Raw genomic sequence first — 14,894 nt, 5'->3', positions numbered from 1 at the left:
CATTCGTGGGAGGCTGATCCTGCCTCCATCCGTCTTCCCTGCTATGGCCTTCCATTCTCCCGGTGCGCGATGACATCTGAATGACACCGCATTGAGTAGAGCCACGCCACGCGTGGATGCTTTTCGCGCTGCCTTTCACCGGCCGCGAACGCGCGATTGATAGCCTGTGCCACCCCCACTGGAAGCACCTGCATGACCACCCCGCGCTGGCGCCTGATACTCAACGGTAAATCCGCTGGCAATGACGACCTGCGCGACGCCGTTGGCCATTGGCGCGGGCAGGGCGTGCAGCTGGAAGTGCGGGTGACCTGGGAAGAGGGCGACGCCGAGCGCTACGTGGCCGAAGCCATCGACCAAGGCGTGGATGTGATCGTGGCCGCCGGTGGTGATGGCACGCTCAGTGCGGTGGCCGAGACCCTGGCCCATCGCGAAGAACCGGCCGACACGCTGCCGTCGCTGGCACTGGTGCCGATGGGCACGGCCAACGATTTCGCCACGTCGGCCGGCATTCCCACGGATCCCGAAGACGCGTTCGCGCTGATCGCGCAGGCGCCGGCCCGACCCGTCGATCTGCTGCGCGTGGACGCCGATGGCAAGCGCTGGTGGTGCGCCAACCTCGCCAGCGGCGGCTTTGGTACCCAGGTGACCGTGGAAACCGATGCGGGCCTGAAGAAGATGCTGGGCGGGCTGGCCTACGTCATCACCGGCATCGCCAAGCTTGGTCGCATTGAGCCGATCACCGCGCGCCTGACCGGCCCGGATTTCGAATGGGAGGGCGGCTTTATTGCCCTCGGCATCGGCAACGGCCGCCAGGCCGGCGGCGGCCAGCAGCTATGCCCGCAGGCGTTGATCGATGACGGCCTGCTGGACGTCACCGTGGTGCCCGAACTGGACGGCGAGGTTGCCGCAACCCTGGGCCAGATGCTGACCGGTGGCAAGGAGGCGGCATTGGAGCGCGTGGCGACCCGTGCGCAGCTGCCGTGGCTCCAGATCGACGCACCGGAGGCACTGACGTTGAACCTGGACGGCGAGCCGGTGGAAGCGCGTCGCTTCCGCATCGACTGCGTGGCGGGGCGGGTGCGCATGCACCTGCCGGCAGATTGCGAGCTGCTTTCCGGCGGTTGAGCCGCGGGCTACAGCAGGGGGATGTCTTCTTCCCTGGTCGGGAAGCCAAATGCTTCACGCTTGTCCCGAATTCCTTTAGGCATGGCGGGGCGAGGTATGTTCCGTGCCATCAGCCATTGTTGGCACTTCTTCTGCCAAGGAAGAAGGTCGGGCGTAGTGATGCCCCAGTAGATGTGTTCGGCAACAAGCATGCGGTCAGGTTCGCCGGGTGAGGAGGTGAGCATTACAGTGGGATCAGCACCATGCTCCAGTAGCCAGTAGGCATGCTCGAATGCTCCGCGAGTCGTATACCAGCTGATGACGGTGTCAGCACTGCCTCGATTCTCCTCGTTGACGTCAGCGCCGTTCTCGACCACAAGTTTGACGTTTTCCCACTGATTGCCCGCAACGAACGCCTGAAACAAGAGGGTCTCGTTGGCGGAGTTGCGCGTGTTGGGGTCGCCTCCGTGCTTCAGTAGAAGTTCGAGGATCCGGGGGTCGTCCATCTTGGCTGCGTAGACCATGGCGTTGTTGTAGCCAAGCCTCCGCCCGTCAACCGTTTTGTAGGCGCGTGCGTTCGGATCGGCACCGTTGTCCAGCAGCGCCTGTAATCCGTCGAGATTTCGCGCGCGGAGCGGCCACGCCAGCAGAGGGATTCCGGCATTACGTGCGAATATTCTGTCGGGATCTACACCGTCGTCTTTCATCAGTCGTGTGATCGCCCCGCTTTCCCCTAGTTCGCTTGCAATTGCCAATGCGAGAGCATTGCCCTCGAAGTACCGGTCAGCACCATATTTCGACTGGGGTGAACACGCAGACAGCAGAGCGAGCGCTGCGGCCAGGAGCAGGAATGAAGCGGTGAGGCGAAGCGGATGACAGTCCATGTCAGATCTCCTTACAGAAGCGGAATGTCTTCTTCCCTGCTCGGGAACTTGAAGGCCTCGCGCTTCCTGCGGATGTGCTCTGGCATAGGCGGCCGCGGGATGTTGCGGTCAGCCAACCATTGCTGGCACTTCTTCTGCCACGGCAGGTTGTCGGGCGTGGTGATTTCCCAGTAGATGTCTTCGACCATCAGCTGACGGGCAGTCTTGCCCGATCCTTCCTGTACAGGCTGGGAGATGGTGGGATCTGCACCGTGCTCCAGCAGCCAGTAGGCATAGTCGAACCCACCTCTCCGTGTGTACCAGCTCAGGACGGTGTCGTCGCCCAAGCTGCGGCGATTGGATTCATTTACATCTGCGCCGTTTTTCACCAGCTTCTGGACATTCTTCCATTGATTTCCGCTGATGAACGCCTGATAGAGAAGCGTCTCATTGTTGACGTTGCGCGTATTGGGATTTCCGCCATGCTTAAGCAGAAGATCCAGATAGCGCGGGTCGTCCATCTTCGCCGCGTAGACCATTGCGTTGTCGAAGTTGATCAACTGCCCGTTCATCTCCTTCGACTTGCGGGCGTTGGGGTCTGCACCGACATCAAGAAGGGCTTTCAGTCCCTCGGTGCTGCGGGCTCGCAGAGGCCACGCGATCAGAGGAATTTCGTCGCGCGATGAAAACGTCTTGTCTGGATCGACGCCCTCCTCTTTGACGATGTGACGTATGGCATTGGAGTCGCCGCTTTCGGCAGCAATCGCCAGCTTTAGAGCTTTGCCTTCGAAGTAGCCCTCAGCGCCATGAGCAGATGACGCTGTAGTCGCAGAGCATCCCGTTACAAGGAAAAGCGTGATCCACGCCGCGCTTGCGAGGAATCTTGTCGTCATATTGTGAAGAATGACGTTCATTTTTTTCCTTTTGGTCCGCTCGTGGCGTGACAGTAGCAAAGGGTTCTGGTAATCCATAGCTACCGCAGAATAAGCGGCATTTCAAAGTGCAATGGAGTTTGCCATGAGTGATCAGGACAATGAGGCGCGTGCCCGCGTAGTCCGTGAGCAGAACATGCTCGTCCAGCAGTTGCGCGATAGTGGAAATGGAAGTGAGGCGGATCGTCTACAAGAGACGTACCACGCGCGCGAAATGTCGGGACTGGCTGCCGATGTGTATCAGTCTGCGAAGCGCGAAGGGACCCCTCCTGCGGGATGGACGCGCGCAAGCAGCGATCCCGCTGCACTTCGCAAGGCTGGGTTTGATATCTCCGACGCTGACCTCAAGGAGCTGTTGGAGCCAGCGCTTTCGGGGTTCCGGGCGGAAATCTACCTGCCAGACAGGCACGTTCTGGGCAAAGATGCCAAGCCGGTAATTGTCTACAAGGGCTCTACGGGCGAGATTGTTGATCCGTCTGCACCGACCGGACGGCGCCAGTCCGGGAGCGAGGATTTTCTCAACAATGGCCAGCAGGGCATTGGCATGCGCAGCGACTACTACGATCGCGCCATGGATCTTGCCGCCGCCATGAACGCGCGCGTCCCCGGCGGGTTCGAAGTAGCCGGCCACTCTCTCGGCGGCGGCATGGCCTCCGCAGCTTCCGCCGTCACCGGCGCACGCGCCACCACGTTCAACGCCGCTGGCCTGCATCCGGCAACCCCGTCGCGGTACGCCAAGGACAACGGCCTGCCGACCTTCGATACGCAGCAGACGGTGCACACCTACCAGACCACCGGTGAAGTGCTGAACGATGTGCAGAACGGCATGCACCGGCTCAGCGAGCAGCAGCGCCGCGGCTACGGCTTGCTGGCCAACGAGCTGGGCATGGTGCTGAAGGACCCGGTCATGCAGAAGGTCGTCGGCGAGAAGCTGCGCGAGATGCTGCCGCCGGGCGCGCAGACCTCTGCAGCACAGTTCATCGAACAACTGGCGACCCAACCGGGTCAGCAGGCGCTGCGCGATGTTCCGCTTGCGGCTGGGCGCCTCGAGCTGCTGCTCGAGGCCAGGACGCGCGATGCGCAGGGCGCGCTGATCGATCGCCCGCACACGGCCGCACCCAGCCAGGTCGCAGAACTCGCCGGGCCCATCTCCACTGTGCTGCATTCCACAGCCGCCGGCATGCACATCGGCCGACGGGTAGGCGAGCAGGTCGAAAAAGCCGGCGCTGCCACTGCCCATGTGCTGGACAGAACCGGCGACGGCGCCGAGCGCGTGCTGAAGACCGAAGGCATGGCCATCGGTCAGGTAGTGAACATGGGTTCGGCCAGCCTGCAGGTAAGCACGCGCGCGGCCAGCACGGTGATCGCCTCGGGGCGCGAACTGACCGGCAGCATCGAAGCCACCGCACACCGGGTGCACTCGCAGGCCGGTGCCGGTGGCCTGTCCGCACTGTCTTGGGTGGCTGGCCACATCGGCATGGACAAGGTGGCCGACAAGCTGACCAGGCAGGCCGAGACCGTTCGCGACCAGGGTGAGCAACATGCCCAGGACGCGAAAACGCAGGCCCATGCCGACGCCGCGGGCGTCCGCGCGACGGGCGAGCGCGTGGCCGCCGCCATCAACCACGATGGGCAATGGGTGGCGGGCAAGCTGCAGAACGGGTTTGCCACGGCGGGCGCGCATGTGGATCGCGGCTATGACTTCATGGCGTCCCACGTGAAAGGCATCACGGCCACGGCGCCGGTTGCCCTGGCCACCGTGGGCGGTGCAACCGCGGGCCTCGGAACAGCGGCTGCCACGCACGTGCCGACCGGCAATCTGCCGCAGGACATCGTGAAGCTGCACAACCTGGACCAGTCCGCACGCGTGGTTCGCGGCATCGGCGCGGCTTTCAGCGAGGCGACGGCCCGCCATGGCATGGACCCGACCGTCATTCCCAGCCTGGACGCCGCGCTGATCAAGCAGGAAGCCGCCGCGCGCACGCTGATCGAGCAGCAGCCGAGCATCACGCCTGCCGCTGACGGCCGGCAGGCGGGCCGCACCACGGAGCCCCGGAAACCGGCGATCGGCATCGATCATCCTGCCCACGCCGGCAACCCCCTGTTCCTTGGCGCCCAGGCCGGCGTCCACGCTCTGGACCGCGTCCACAACCGGGTGCCCGACCTGCAGAGCGACCAGCTGGCCGGCGCGTTGGCGGCCCAGGCCAAGCGTGAAGGGCTGGAGACCATCTCCCACGTGGTCCTCAGCGACGACCGCGCACGCGCCTTTGCCGTCGATACCGCCGACCTCAACGCCCCGCAGCGCCGCCATGCCCATGTCGAGGTGGCCCAGGGCATGGCCCAGCCGCTGGCCGTGAGCACCGCCCAGGTCGACGCCCTCAACGCTGGCCGCGCTGCCGCCTTGGACGCCGGGCTGGCCCAGCAGCAGGTGCAGGAGTCGCAGGAGCAGGCGCGACGCATGGGGTAGTAGGGCGGGGTTTCCCTCCCGGCGAAGCTGCGTTACAGTCATCGGGTGTCCAGCCTGACGACCCCGCATACCCTTTCTTCCGCACGCCGTTGGTGGCGATGGTGGCCCGTTGCCGTCGTCCGCCCCCATAACGCTGTGTCCCGGAAGGAAAGTCGTCTTGAATTCGCTCGCTCAGTTTCAGCAGCAGGCCGCTGAAGGCCACACCCATATTCCCGTCGTCCGTGAAGTGCTGTCCGACCTGGACACGCCGCTTTCGGTCTATCTGAAGCTCGCCGACGGCCCCAATACCTACCTGTTTGAATCCGTCGAAGGCGGCGAGCGCTTTGGTCGTTACTCGATCATCGGCCTGCCGGCACGTCGCGTGTATGCCTTCCACGGCCATACCCTGACCGTGCGTGAAGACGGCCAGGTGGTGGAAACCCGCGAAGTGGCCGACCCGTTCGCCGAGGTCGAGGCGCTGCGCAGCGCCCACTCGGTGCCGAAGCTGGAAGGCCTGCCGGGCTTCACCGGTGGCCTGGTCGGCTGGTTCGGTTTCGAGTGCATCGGCTACATCGAGCCGCGCCTGGCCCCGCCGGCCGGCCGCGACGAGCTGGGCACGCCGGACATCCTGCTGCTGGATTCCAACGAACTGGCCGTGTTCGACAACCTCAAGGGCCGGCTGTACCTGATCGTGCATGCCGACCCGCGTGTCGAGGGGGCGTTCGACCAGGCCCAGGCCCGCCTGGATGCGCTGACCGCCAAGCTGCGTGCGCCGGGTGCGGGCTATCCTGCGCCGCTGACCAGCGACGTGCTGGACGAATCCGATTTCATTTCCGGCTTCACCCGCGAAGGCTTCGTCGATGCGGTCCAGCGCAGCAAGGAGTACATCCGCGCCGGCGACATCTTCCAGGTGGTGCTGAGCCAGCGCCTGAGCGTGCCGTTCAAGGCGCGCCCGGTGGATGTGTACCGCGCGCTGCGTGCGCTGAACCCGTCGCCGTACATGTATTTCCTCGATGTCGGCGACCTGCAGGTGGTCGGTTCCTCGCCGGAAATCCTGGTGCGTCTTCAGGACGGTGAAGTGACCGTGCGCCCGATCGCCGGCACCCGCCCGCGTGGCGCCACGCCGGAGCTGGACCAGGCACTGGAAGCCGAGCTGCTGGCCGATCCCAAGGAACGCGCCGAGCACCTGATGCTGATCGACCTCGGCCGCAACGATGCCGGCCGCGTGTCGAAGGCCGGCACCGTGGAAGTGGGCGAGCAGTTCGTGATCGAGCGCTACAGCCACGTCATGCACATCGTCAGCGAAGTGACCGGGCAGCTGCAGCCGGGCCTGAGCTACGCCGACGTGCTGCGCGCCACGTTCCCGGCCGGCACGGTCAGCGGCGCGCCGAAGATCCGCGCGCTGGAAGTCATCCGCGAGCTGGAGCCGATCAAGCGCAATGTCTACGCCGGCAGCATCGGCTACATCGGCTGGCACGGCGATGCCGATACCGCCATCGCCATCCGCACCGCCGTCATCAAGGATGGCCGCCTCTACGTGCAGGCCGGCGCCGGCATCGTGTACGACTCGGACCCGGACAAGGAATGGGACGAGACGATGAACAAGGGCCGCGCGCTGTTCCGCGCCGTCGCCCAGGCCGCCAAGGGCCTGTAAGCCTTCCCGTGCCGTGGCCTGCGCCGCAGCACCATCCGCTGTTCCCGTTCAAGACAAGGAGTACCGCATGAAGCTGCTGAGCGCATTGCTGTGGTCGTCGCTGCTGGCCACGATGGCCCCGTCTGCATGGGCGCAGGCCAACACCCTTCCCTCGCAGCCGCATCTGCTGGTGAAGGGGCAGGGCACCCGCACGGTGATGCCCGACCGGTTTGGCCTGCACTTGAGCCTTGAAGAGACCGACATGGATGCCGATGCCGCGCGCCGCCGCGTGCAGGACAATGTTGCCCGCGTGCTGGCGCTGTTCAAGCAGAACAAGGCGGTGGAGGGTAGCGTGCGTGCGGACAACCTGCGCATCGGTCCAGCAACGCGCTATGAGCAGGGCCGCCAGGTCTTCATCGGCACCCGCGTGTCGCGCCAGCTGCGTGCCAGCTTCGCCAGCGTGGAGGCGATGCAGGACGTGCTGGGCGCGCTGAAGGCCAACGAGAACGTACAGGTCAGCAGCATGGCCCCGACGTACTCGGGTGAAGTGGCGCTGCGCCGCGAGCTCAAGGGTGAGGCGGTGGCCCAGACCCGCGACTCCGCGCAGGGCCTGGCCAAGGCCTATGGAACCCAGGTGCGCGGCCTGTACAGCATCTCCGATGTGGCACCGAACTTTGCCTACGGCATTCAGGCCGGGCAGTGGCCGCAGTCCGGTGAGAGTGACGTGGTCGATGTTCCCGAACCGCGCGCGAACGATATCACCGTCACCGGCAGTGCCGCAGCGCCTGGTACGCGCGAATCCATCGAAGCCGGCCCCATCACCTACACCGAAAACGTGTACGCCATTTTCCTGATAAGCGACGGAACCTGACCATGTTGTGGATGATCGACAACTACGACAGCTTCACCTACAACCTCGTGCAGTACCTGCAGACGCTGGGCGCCGAGGTCAAGGTGGTGCGCAACGATGCGATGAGCGTGGACGAGATCGCCGCGCAGAAACCCGAGCGCATCGTCATCTCGCCCGGCCCGTGCACGCCCAACGAAGCGGGCGTGTCGCTGGAGCTGATCCAGCGCCTCGGCCCGACCACGCCCATCCTCGGCGTCTGCCTGGGCCACCAGGGCATCGGCCAGGTCTACGGCGGCACGGTCATCCGCGCCGGCAACATCATGCACGGCAAGACCTCGCCCATCCGCCATGAAGGCAAGGGCGTGTTCGCCGGCCTGCCGGACCGTTACCAGGCCACCCGCTACCACTCGCTGGTGGTGGACAAGCACAGCCTGCCCGACGCGCTGGAAGTGACCGCCTGGACCGAGAACGAGGACGGCTCGATCGAAGAGATCATGGGCCTGCGCCATCGCCAGTTCCCGGTGGAAGGCGTGCAGTTCCACCCCGAATCCATCCTCACCGAACACGGCCACGCGCTGCTGCGCAATTTCCTGCAGCGCCCGGCGGCCTGATCCAAGGAGCATTCCCATGAGCTTCTCCCCCCAGGAAGCCCTGCAACGCACCATCGAGCACCGCGAAATCTTCTTCGACGAAATGGTCGACCTGATGCGGCAGATCATGCGCGGCGACGTTTCGCCGATGATGACCGCCGCCATCCTCACCGGCCTGCGGGTGAAGAAGGAGACCATCGACGAGATCGCCGCGGCGGCCACGGTCATGCGCGAGTTCGCGCTGGCGGTCCCTGTGGCCGATACCACCCACCTGGTCGACATCGTCGGCACCGGTGGCGATGGCTCGCACACCTTCAACATCTCCACCTGCGCGATGTTCGTCGCCGCCGCCGCCGGTGCGCGCGTGGCCAAGCATGGCAACCGCAGCGTGTCGTCCAAGTCCGGCAGTGCCGATGCAGTGGAAGCGCTGGGCGCGGCCATCGAGCTGCAGCCGGCGCAGGTGGCCGCCGCGATCGAACAGACCGGCATCGGCTTCATGTTCGCGCCGATCCATCATCCGTCGATGAAGGTCGTCGCGCCGGTCCGCCGCGAGATGGGCGTGCGCACCATCTTCAACATCCTCGGCCCGCTGACCAACCCGGCCAGCGCACCGTCGGTGCTGATGGGCGTGTTCCATCCCGATCTGGTGGGCATCCAGGCGCGCGTGCTGCGCGAACTGGGCACCGAGCGCGCCATGGTGGTCTGGGGCCGCGACAACATGGATGAGATCTCGCTGGGTGCCGGCACCCTGGTGGGCGAGCTGCGCGACGGCAAGGTGCGCGAGTACGAGATCCACCCGGAAGACTTCGGCATCGCCATGTCGGCCAGCCGCAACCTGCGCGTGGACAGCCCGGAGCAGTCCATCCAGATGCTGCGCGCGGTGCTGGACAACACCCCGGGCCCGGCGCTGGACATCGTCGCCCTGAACGCCGGCGCGGCCCTGTACGTGGCCGGCGTGGCCAGCGACATCGGCGACGGCCTGGCCCGCGCCCGCGCCGCCATCGCCAACGGCAGCGCCCGCCAGCGCCTGCAGCAGTACGTTGATACCACCCGCGCGCTGGTTGCCTGAGCGCGCGGTTCAGCCTGACCCATCCGATGGCCGATAATGGCCGTCCTCACCGCCCCCGCATTGAACCGACGACGATGAGCGACATCCTGCAGACGATCCTGGCCCGCAAGGCCGAAGAAGTGGCCCAGCGCCGCGCCCAGCGCCCGCTGGAGGCGCTGCAGGCCGCCCTGGTCAGTGCCCCGCCGGTCCGTGGCTTCGTGCGCGCCCTGCAGGCGTCCGTGGCCAACGGCGACCCGGCGGTCATCGCCGAGGTGAAGAAGGCCAGCCCGTCCAAGGGCGTCATCCGCCCGGACTTCCGCCCGGCCGACATCGCCGTCAGCTACGAGTTCGGCGGCGCCAGCTGCCTGTCGGTGCTGACCGACGTCGATTTCTTCCAGGGCGCCGACGCCTACCTGCAGCAGGCCCGCGAGGCCTGCACGCTGCCGGTGCTGCGCAAGGACTTCGTGATCGACGCCTACCAGGTGTACGAGGCGCGCGTGCTGGGCGCTGACTGCATCCTGCTGATCGTCGCCGCGCTGGACGACACCCAGCTGGCCACCCTGTCCGAACTGGCCCTGTCGCTGGGCATGGACGTGCTGGTGGAAGTGCATGACATCGACGAACTGGAGCGCGCGCTGCAGGTGCCGGCGCCGATGATCGGCATCAACAACCGCAATCTGCGCACCTTCGAGGTCTCGCTGCAGACCACGCTGGACATGCAGAACGCCGTGCCGCGCGACCGCCTGCTGGTGACCGAAAGCGGCATCCTCGGCCCGCAGGACGTGGCCCTGATGCGCGACGCTGGCATCCATGCCTTCCTGGTCGGCGAGGCCTTCATGCGCGTGGAAGAGCCGGGCGAGGGCCTGCGTCAGCTATTCTTCGCGGCATGACAACGCACTATCCAACGCCGCGCGAGGATGCGCCGCTGGTGGTCTTCGACTTCGACCACACCCTCTACGACGGCGATTCGGGCACCCACCTGTTCGCCTCGCTGATCAAGCGCAATCCCCTGCGCATGCTGGCCGCGCTGCTGGTGACGCCGATTGCCGGGCCGATGGTGGCGATGCTGCCGACCCGGCGTGCCGGTATTTCGGTCTATGTGTGGATCGGCAGCTTCGGCCTGCACCGCGCGCGTGACTTCAACAAGGTCATCGATGCCTACGTGCTGCGCAACGAGGCGCAGATGCGCGCCAAGCTGCTGCCGCAGGCGCTGGAGGTGTTCGCCGCGCACCGGGCCAAGGGCGACCGCGTGGTGGTCGCCACCGGCGCACCGCCGGAGCTGGCGCGCGCCATCCTCGGCTTCGTGGCCCACCAGGACGTGCCGGTGATCGGCACCGAGGTCGGCCCGCGCCTGGGCGGGGTCGGTCCGACCCGTCACTGCCACAACGAAGAAAAGATGCGCATGCTGCGCGAGCGCGGCTATGGGCAGATCGACATCGCCTATTCCGACAGCACCGCCGACCTGCCGCTGCTGCTGGCGGCAAAGGCCCCGGTGGTGGTGAACCCGAAGCCGGGCAAGGTCGCGTTCTTCCGCAGCGTGCTGCCGGCCGGCACCCGCATCCTCAACTGGGGTTGCGTTGACCGCGGCGGCGAGAAGTCGTAGCACGGGGTCAGATCCCCGAAGGGGCTCTGACCCCATCGCACGATGACGGATCCGCCGGGCATGGCCCGGCGCTACCGATGCGGCGAGGGGTAGCGTCGGGCCATGCCCTGCGAACGTGAAACGCTCAGCGCGCCAGGTACCCGCTCAGCGCATGGCCGATCTGGAACAGGCTGATGGCCAGCACCAGCACGCCCACCGCCACCAGCACCCAGCGCTCCTTCAGCCGCTTCACCAGCAGCGCCGCCACCGGTGCGGCCATCATGCCGCCGATCAGCAGGCCAGCCACGATCTGCAGGTGATGCAGGCCCATCGACATCAGGAAGGTGGCTGATACCGTCAGCGTGACCACGAACTCGGACGCGTTCACCGTGCCGATGGTGGTGCGTGCCGGGCCGCCGCGGGCGAGCAGGGTGGAGGTCGCCACCGGGCCCCAGCCACCGCCGCCGCTGGCATCGAGGAAGCCGGCGACGAAGCCCAGCACGGGCACCCGCTTGACCTCGCCCTTGGGCATCAGCCGACCGGCGGCGCGGGCCAGGATGATGATGGCCAGCACCAGCAGGTAGAGATAGATGAGCGGGCGTATGACCTCGCCCGGCAGCTGGGTCAGCCCGTAGGCGCCCACCGCACCGCCCACCGCGCCGGGAATGGCGAGGCGGAAGAACAGGCGTTTATCGACATTGCCGGCGACCAGATGCGACACACCCGAGGCGCCGGTGGTGAACACTTCCGCGGTGTGGATGGCCGCACTCGCCTGCGCCGGCGGGATGCCCATCGCCAGCATCACCGACGATGACACCAGGCCGAAGGCCATGCCCAGCGCGCCGTCGACCAGCTGTGCGCCGAGGCCGATGAGGATGAACCACCAGAATTCGCTGCTCAGTTCCATGCACCGAGCCTAGCGGATGCGCGTGTGCGGGGCGTGCGATGGCAGGTCGCACGTCCGCGGAGCCGCCGGGCGATGCCGGCGGACACGCATCGATCAACGCGTGCCGTACAGCACCACGGTCTTGCCGCGGGCATGCAGCAGGCCGTCGGTCTGCAGCTTCTTCAGCACGCGGCCGGCCATTTCACGTGAGCAGCCGACCAGGCGTGCCAGTTCCTGGCGCGAGACGCGCAGCTGGCTGCCCTGCGGGTGGCTCATCGATTCCGGCTCCTGGGCCAGATCGTGCAGGGTGCGCACGATGCGGTCGGTCACGTCCAGGAACGCCAGGCGGCTGGCCTTGCGGCTGGTGTCGAGCAGGCGCTTGGAGATCTGCTGGCCCAACGCGTACAGCAGGCGCGGGGCGTCGGCCGAGAGCGGGCCCAGGAACAGCTGGTGCAGGCGCTCGTAGCTGATTTCGGCCAGTTCACAGGCGGTGCGCGTGCGCAGGATGACCTCGCGGCGGTCCGACTCCACGAACAGGCCCATCTCACCGACGAACTCGCCTGCGCCGAAATAGCCCAGCACCAGCTCACGGTCGTCATCTTCCTCGGCCATGATCGAAACCGAGCCGCTGATGACGTAATACAGGGTCCCCGCCGGGTCTCCAGGGCGGAAGACGTCAGTCCGGGTGGGGTACCGCCGCCTGTGGCTGTGAGCCAGGAAGCGGTCGATTGTGGCGATGTCCAAGGCCAATGGGCTGCTAGCTAGGCGCACGGTTGACACGATAGGGGCGCTCCCTCTGCGCATGAACGGATTCACAGGATCGATGGCGGAGCTTAACCAGCGCTCCTGTTAAGGGCAAATAGTGTGCCAGAGTCGTGAGCTCTTCACGTTCCCCCCGGGGACACTTTGCCCCATAATTCACTCTTTCCCTTCTTACACAGGAATCGACCGCCGTGGTCAAGCCGTTGCCTCGCCTGAGGCTGCAGGGTTTCAACAACCTCACCAAGGCGCTGAGCTTCAACATCTATGACGTGTGTTACGCGCGCACCGAAGAGGAGCGTCAGCGTTACATTGAATACATCGATGAAGAGTACAACGCCGACAGGCTGACTCAAATCTTGACCGATGTCGCCGAGATCATCGGTGCGAACATCCTGAACGTGGCCCGCCAGGACTACGATCCGCAGGGTGCCTCGGTGACGATCCTGATCTCCGAAGAGCCGGTGATCGACAAGAAGCAGGCCGGCAAGGAGCTGATCTCCGATGCCGTGGTCGCGCACATGGACAAGAGCCACATCACTGTCCACACCTACCCGGAGACCCATCCGCAGGAAGGTATCGCGACGTTCCGCGCTGACATCGACGTGGCCACCTGTGGCGTCATTTCGCCACTGAAGGCCCTGAACTACCTGATCGAGAGCCTGGAATCGGACATCGTGATCATGGACTACCGCGTCCGTGGCTTCACTCGCGATGTGAAGGGCAAGAAGCACTACATCGATCACAAGATCAACTCGATCCAGAACTTCCTGGCCAAGAACATCAAGTCGCGTTACGAGATGTTCGACGTCAACGTCTACCAGGAAAACATCTTCCACACGAAGATGCACCTGAAGGACTTCGACCTGGACCAGTACCTGTTCGAGGAAAAGGCCAAGAACCTGTCGTTCAAGGAACGCATGAAGATCGAAGCGCTGCTCAAGCGCGAGATCGAAGAGCTGTTCCACGGCCGCAACCTGTCCGAGTAAGACCCGTGTGCGATGCCCTCGGCATCGCCACCCAGGCGGGACGACCCGCCCCGTGGAACGCGCTTTTTGCGCAGTTTCCAGTTCCACGGTGATGTACCGACCCACGGCCCGGTGTGAAAACACCGGGCCGTTTTGTTTTTCTTCAACAAGGTGAGGAGCCCCCACTCATGCCCTGGATCTACCTGCTGCTGGCCGGCCTGTTCGAAATCGCCTTCGCGCTCGGAATGAAGTACTCCGAAGGCTTCAGCAAGCCGCTGCCCACCGTCGCCACCGTAGTGGCGGCGCTGATCAGCCTGTTCCTGATGAGCCAGGCGATGAAGTCCATCCCGGTCGGCACGGCCTACGCCATCTGGACCGGTATCGGCGCCATGGGCGTGGCGGTGCTGGGCATCTTCCTGTTCAACGACAGCGCCTCGCCGGCGCGCCTGGCCTGCGTGGCCCTGATCGTGGCAGGCGTGATCGGCCTGAAGCTGGTCTCGCCCAACTGATCAGTCGAGCAGGCTCGACTCTACCGTCTGGTAGCGCCGGGCCATGCCCGGCGGGCTTACAGCCGGTAAGCGATGTGCTTCATCACCTTCGACGCCAGCGCCATCGCGCCCGGGATCGGGAACGGCAGGCGGCGGGCGCCGGCCTGTTCGGCGTGCTCCGCGTGGCGGGCCTCGTCTTCCTTCATGACCCGGATGACCGCGCGGCTGCGCAGGTCGCCCGACGGCAGGTCGACCAGGTGCTCGTCCAGATGCGCTTCCACCTGGCGCTCGGTTTCGACCACGAAGCCCAGGTTCCAGCCGTCGCCGCGCAGACCGGCCAGGGTGCCGATGGTGTAGCTGCCGGCATACCAGAGCGGGTTGAACAGGCTGGGGCGGCTGTCCAGCTCGCCCAGCCGGGTGGCGCACCAGGCCAGGTGGTCGGTCTCCTCCTGGGCCGCTTCCAGCAGGTGCTCGCGGGTGGACGGGTCGCGGGCGACCGCGGCCTGGCCGAAGTACAGGCCCTGGGCGCAGACCTCGCCGACGTGGTTGATCCGCATCAGGCCGGCTGCGTGGCGGCGCTGCGCCGTGTCCATGCCCGGCTCATCGGTACCGGCGGCCGGGTAGGGGCGCGATGCCGGCGGATTGCCGAACACTGTGTCCAGGGCGCGCTGCGCCTCGGTCAGCAGGTGGTCCAGCGGGGTGGTCTGGCGGAGCACGGTCATGGCGGCATGGGTGGGGCGGGGGA

At 65.8% G+C, this 14,894-nt stretch carries 15 protein-coding genes; 10 read left to right on the top strand and 5 right to left on the bottom strand.

The features are described 5' to 3' along the window. Positions 1 to 192: 192 nt before the first annotated feature. On the top strand, positions 193 to 1,125 hold the full coding sequence (yegS, locus tag AC1VXD_RS02720; RefSeq protein ID WP_482990716.1) for a lipid kinase YegS: 933 nt from the start codon (positions 193 to 195) through the stop codon (positions 1,123 to 1,125). An 8-nt stretch (positions 1,126 to 1,133) separates the two neighbouring features. Here yegS and AC1VXD_RS02715 read toward each other — a convergent pair whose 3' ends face one another. Beyond that, a complete protein-coding gene (locus AC1VXD_RS02715; RefSeq protein ID WP_482990715.1) occupies positions 1,134 to 1,988 on the bottom strand; it encodes an ankyrin repeat domain-containing protein in 855 nt (284 codons plus the stop codon). 11 nt (positions 1,989 to 1,999) lie between these two features. After that, entirely contained in the window at positions 2,000 to 2,881 is an 882-nt protein-coding gene (locus AC1VXD_RS02710) for an ankyrin repeat domain-containing protein (RefSeq protein WP_482990714.1), read from the bottom strand. A gap of 103 nt (positions 2,882 to 2,984) precedes the next feature. On the opposite strand from AC1VXD_RS02710, the gene AC1VXD_RS02705 reads away from it, so the two are divergent. The 7 genes from AC1VXD_RS02705 (at position 2,985) to AC1VXD_RS02675 (ending at position 11,069) form a co-directional block, all read left to right on the top strand. Next, entirely contained in the window at positions 2,985 to 5,366 is a 2,382-nt protein-coding gene (locus tag AC1VXD_RS02705) for a Tle-like phospholipase domain-containing protein (RefSeq protein WP_482990713.1), read from the top strand. Positions 5,367 to 5,523: 157 nt separating this feature from the next. Further along, positions 5,524 to 6,999: an anthranilate synthase component I gene (trpE, locus tag AC1VXD_RS02700; protein ID WP_482990712.1), complete on the top strand. Its 1,476-nt coding sequence runs from the start codon at positions 5,524 to 5,526 to the stop codon at positions 6,997 to 6,999. A gap of 67 nt (positions 7,000 to 7,066) precedes the next feature. Beyond that, positions 7,067 to 7,849, top strand: coding sequence for an SIMPL domain-containing protein (locus AC1VXD_RS02695; protein WP_482990711.1), 783 nt, complete (start codon positions 7,067 to 7,069; stop codon positions 7,847 to 7,849). A 2-nt stretch (positions 7,850 to 7,851) separates the two neighbouring features. Beyond that, positions 7,852 to 8,439: an anthranilate synthase component II gene (locus AC1VXD_RS02690; protein ID WP_049448425.1), complete on the top strand. Its 588-nt coding sequence runs from the start codon at positions 7,852 to 7,854 to the stop codon at positions 8,437 to 8,439. A gap of 16 nt (positions 8,440 to 8,455) precedes the next feature. Continuing rightward, positions 8,456 to 9,487 (top strand): anthranilate phosphoribosyltransferase, encoded by a 1,032-nt coding sequence (gene trpD / locus AC1VXD_RS02685; RefSeq protein WP_200752376.1) that lies wholly within the window; start codon positions 8,456 to 8,458, stop codon positions 9,485 to 9,487. Positions 9,488 to 9,561: 74 nt separating this feature from the next. Further along, complete coding sequence (trpC, locus tag AC1VXD_RS02680) at positions 9,562 to 10,356, top strand: indole-3-glycerol phosphate synthase TrpC (RefSeq protein WP_482990710.1); 795 nt, start codon at positions 9,562 to 9,564, stop codon at positions 10,354 to 10,356. After that, on the top strand, positions 10,353 to 11,069 hold the full coding sequence (locus tag AC1VXD_RS02675; protein WP_482990709.1) for a haloacid dehalogenase-like hydrolase: 717 nt from the start codon (positions 10,353 to 10,355) through the stop codon (positions 11,067 to 11,069). The genes trpC and AC1VXD_RS02675 overlap by 4 nt, the downstream gene beginning before the upstream one ends. 124 nt (positions 11,070 to 11,193) lie before the next feature. Here the strand turns inward: AC1VXD_RS02675 and AC1VXD_RS02670 are convergent, their stop codons facing one another. Together AC1VXD_RS02670 and crp are read right to left on the bottom strand one after the other, a co-directional pair. Next, the gene (locus AC1VXD_RS02670; RefSeq protein ID WP_482990708.1) at positions 11,194 to 11,955 is read right to left on the bottom strand and encodes a sulfite exporter TauE/SafE family protein; all 762 of its coding nucleotides are present in this window, start codon (positions 11,953 to 11,955) and stop codon (positions 11,194 to 11,196) included. A 93-nt stretch (positions 11,956 to 12,048) separates the two neighbouring features. Beyond that, positions 12,049 to 12,738 carry a cAMP-activated global transcriptional regulator CRP gene (gene crp / locus AC1VXD_RS02665; RefSeq protein WP_079225401.1) on the bottom strand — a complete coding sequence of 230 codons (690 nt, stop codon included), beginning with the start codon at positions 12,736 to 12,738 and terminating at the stop codon, positions 12,049 to 12,051. 149 nt (positions 12,739 to 12,887) lie between these two features. Between crp and speD the strand changes: the two genes are divergently transcribed. Both speD and sugE read left to right on the top strand, forming a co-directional pair. Then, positions 12,888 to 13,682 (top strand): adenosylmethionine decarboxylase, encoded by a 795-nt coding sequence (gene speD / locus AC1VXD_RS02660; RefSeq protein ID WP_006473908.1) that lies wholly within the window; start codon positions 12,888 to 12,890, stop codon positions 13,680 to 13,682. A 167-nt stretch (positions 13,683 to 13,849) separates the two neighbouring features. After that, positions 13,850 to 14,170 carry a quaternary ammonium compound efflux SMR transporter SugE gene (gene sugE / locus AC1VXD_RS02655; RefSeq protein ID WP_482990707.1) on the top strand — a complete coding sequence of 107 codons (321 nt, stop codon included), beginning with the start codon at positions 13,850 to 13,852 and terminating at the stop codon, positions 14,168 to 14,170. Between the two features lie 56 nt (positions 14,171 to 14,226). Here the strand turns inward: sugE and coq7 are convergent, their stop codons facing one another. Beyond that, positions 14,227 to 14,871, bottom strand: a complete 645-nt coding sequence (gene coq7, locus AC1VXD_RS02650) for a 2-polyprenyl-3-methyl-6-methoxy-1,4-benzoquinone monooxygenase (protein WP_482990706.1) — start codon at positions 14,869 to 14,871, stop codon at positions 14,227 to 14,229. Positions 14,872 to 14,894: the final 23 nt, after the last annotated feature.

It is taken from the genome of Stenotrophomonas sp. STEN054, from assembly GCF_056854535.1.
The sequence above is the reverse complement of the archived record's forward strand: the minus strand, read 5'-3'. Positions and strand labels throughout refer to the sequence as shown.

What these genes read in the sequence shown, in the direction of transcription:
- crp (WP_079225401.1), bottom strand. Translation starts at nt 12,738, where the DNA reads ATGCGCAGAGGGAGCGCCCCTATCGTGTCAACCGTGCGCCTAGCTAGC.
- AC1VXD_RS02670 (WP_482990708.1), bottom strand. Translation starts at nt 11,955, where the DNA reads ATGGAACTGAGCAGCGAATTCTGGTGGTTCATCCTCATCGGCCTCGGC.
- AC1VXD_RS02695 (WP_482990711.1), top strand. Translation starts at nt 7,067, where the DNA reads ATGAAGCTGCTGAGCGCATTGCTGTGGTCGTCGCTGCTGGCCACGATG.
- sugE (WP_482990707.1), top strand. Translation starts at nt 13,850, where the DNA reads ATGCCCTGGATCTACCTGCTGCTGGCCGGCCTGTTCGAAATCGCCTTC.
- AC1VXD_RS02705 (WP_482990713.1), top strand. Translation starts at nt 2,985, where the DNA reads ATGAGTGATCAGGACAATGAGGCGCGTGCCCGCGTAGTCCGTGAGCAG.
- AC1VXD_RS02715 (WP_482990715.1), bottom strand. Translation starts at nt 1,988, where the DNA reads ATGGACTGTCATCCGCTTCGCCTCACCGCTTCATTCCTGCTCCTGGCC.
- AC1VXD_RS02690 (WP_049448425.1), top strand. Translation starts at nt 7,852, where the DNA reads ATGTTGTGGATGATCGACAACTACGACAGCTTCACCTACAACCTCGTG.
- yegS (WP_482990716.1), top strand. Translation starts at nt 193, where the DNA reads ATGACCACCCCGCGCTGGCGCCTGATACTCAACGGTAAATCCGCTGGC.
- trpD (WP_200752376.1), top strand. Translation starts at nt 8,456, where the DNA reads ATGAGCTTCTCCCCCCAGGAAGCCCTGCAACGCACCATCGAGCACCGC.
- AC1VXD_RS02710 (WP_482990714.1), bottom strand. Translation starts at nt 2,881, where the DNA reads ATGAACGTCATTCTTCACAATATGACGACAAGATTCCTCGCAAGCGCG.
- coq7 (WP_482990706.1), bottom strand. Translation starts at nt 14,871, where the DNA reads ATGACCGTGCTCCGCCAGACCACCCCGCTGGACCACCTGCTGACCGAG.
- trpC (WP_482990710.1), top strand. Translation starts at nt 9,562, where the DNA reads ATGAGCGACATCCTGCAGACGATCCTGGCCCGCAAGGCCGAAGAAGTG.
- AC1VXD_RS02675 (WP_482990709.1), top strand. Translation starts at nt 10,353, where the DNA reads ATGACAACGCACTATCCAACGCCGCGCGAGGATGCGCCGCTGGTGGTC.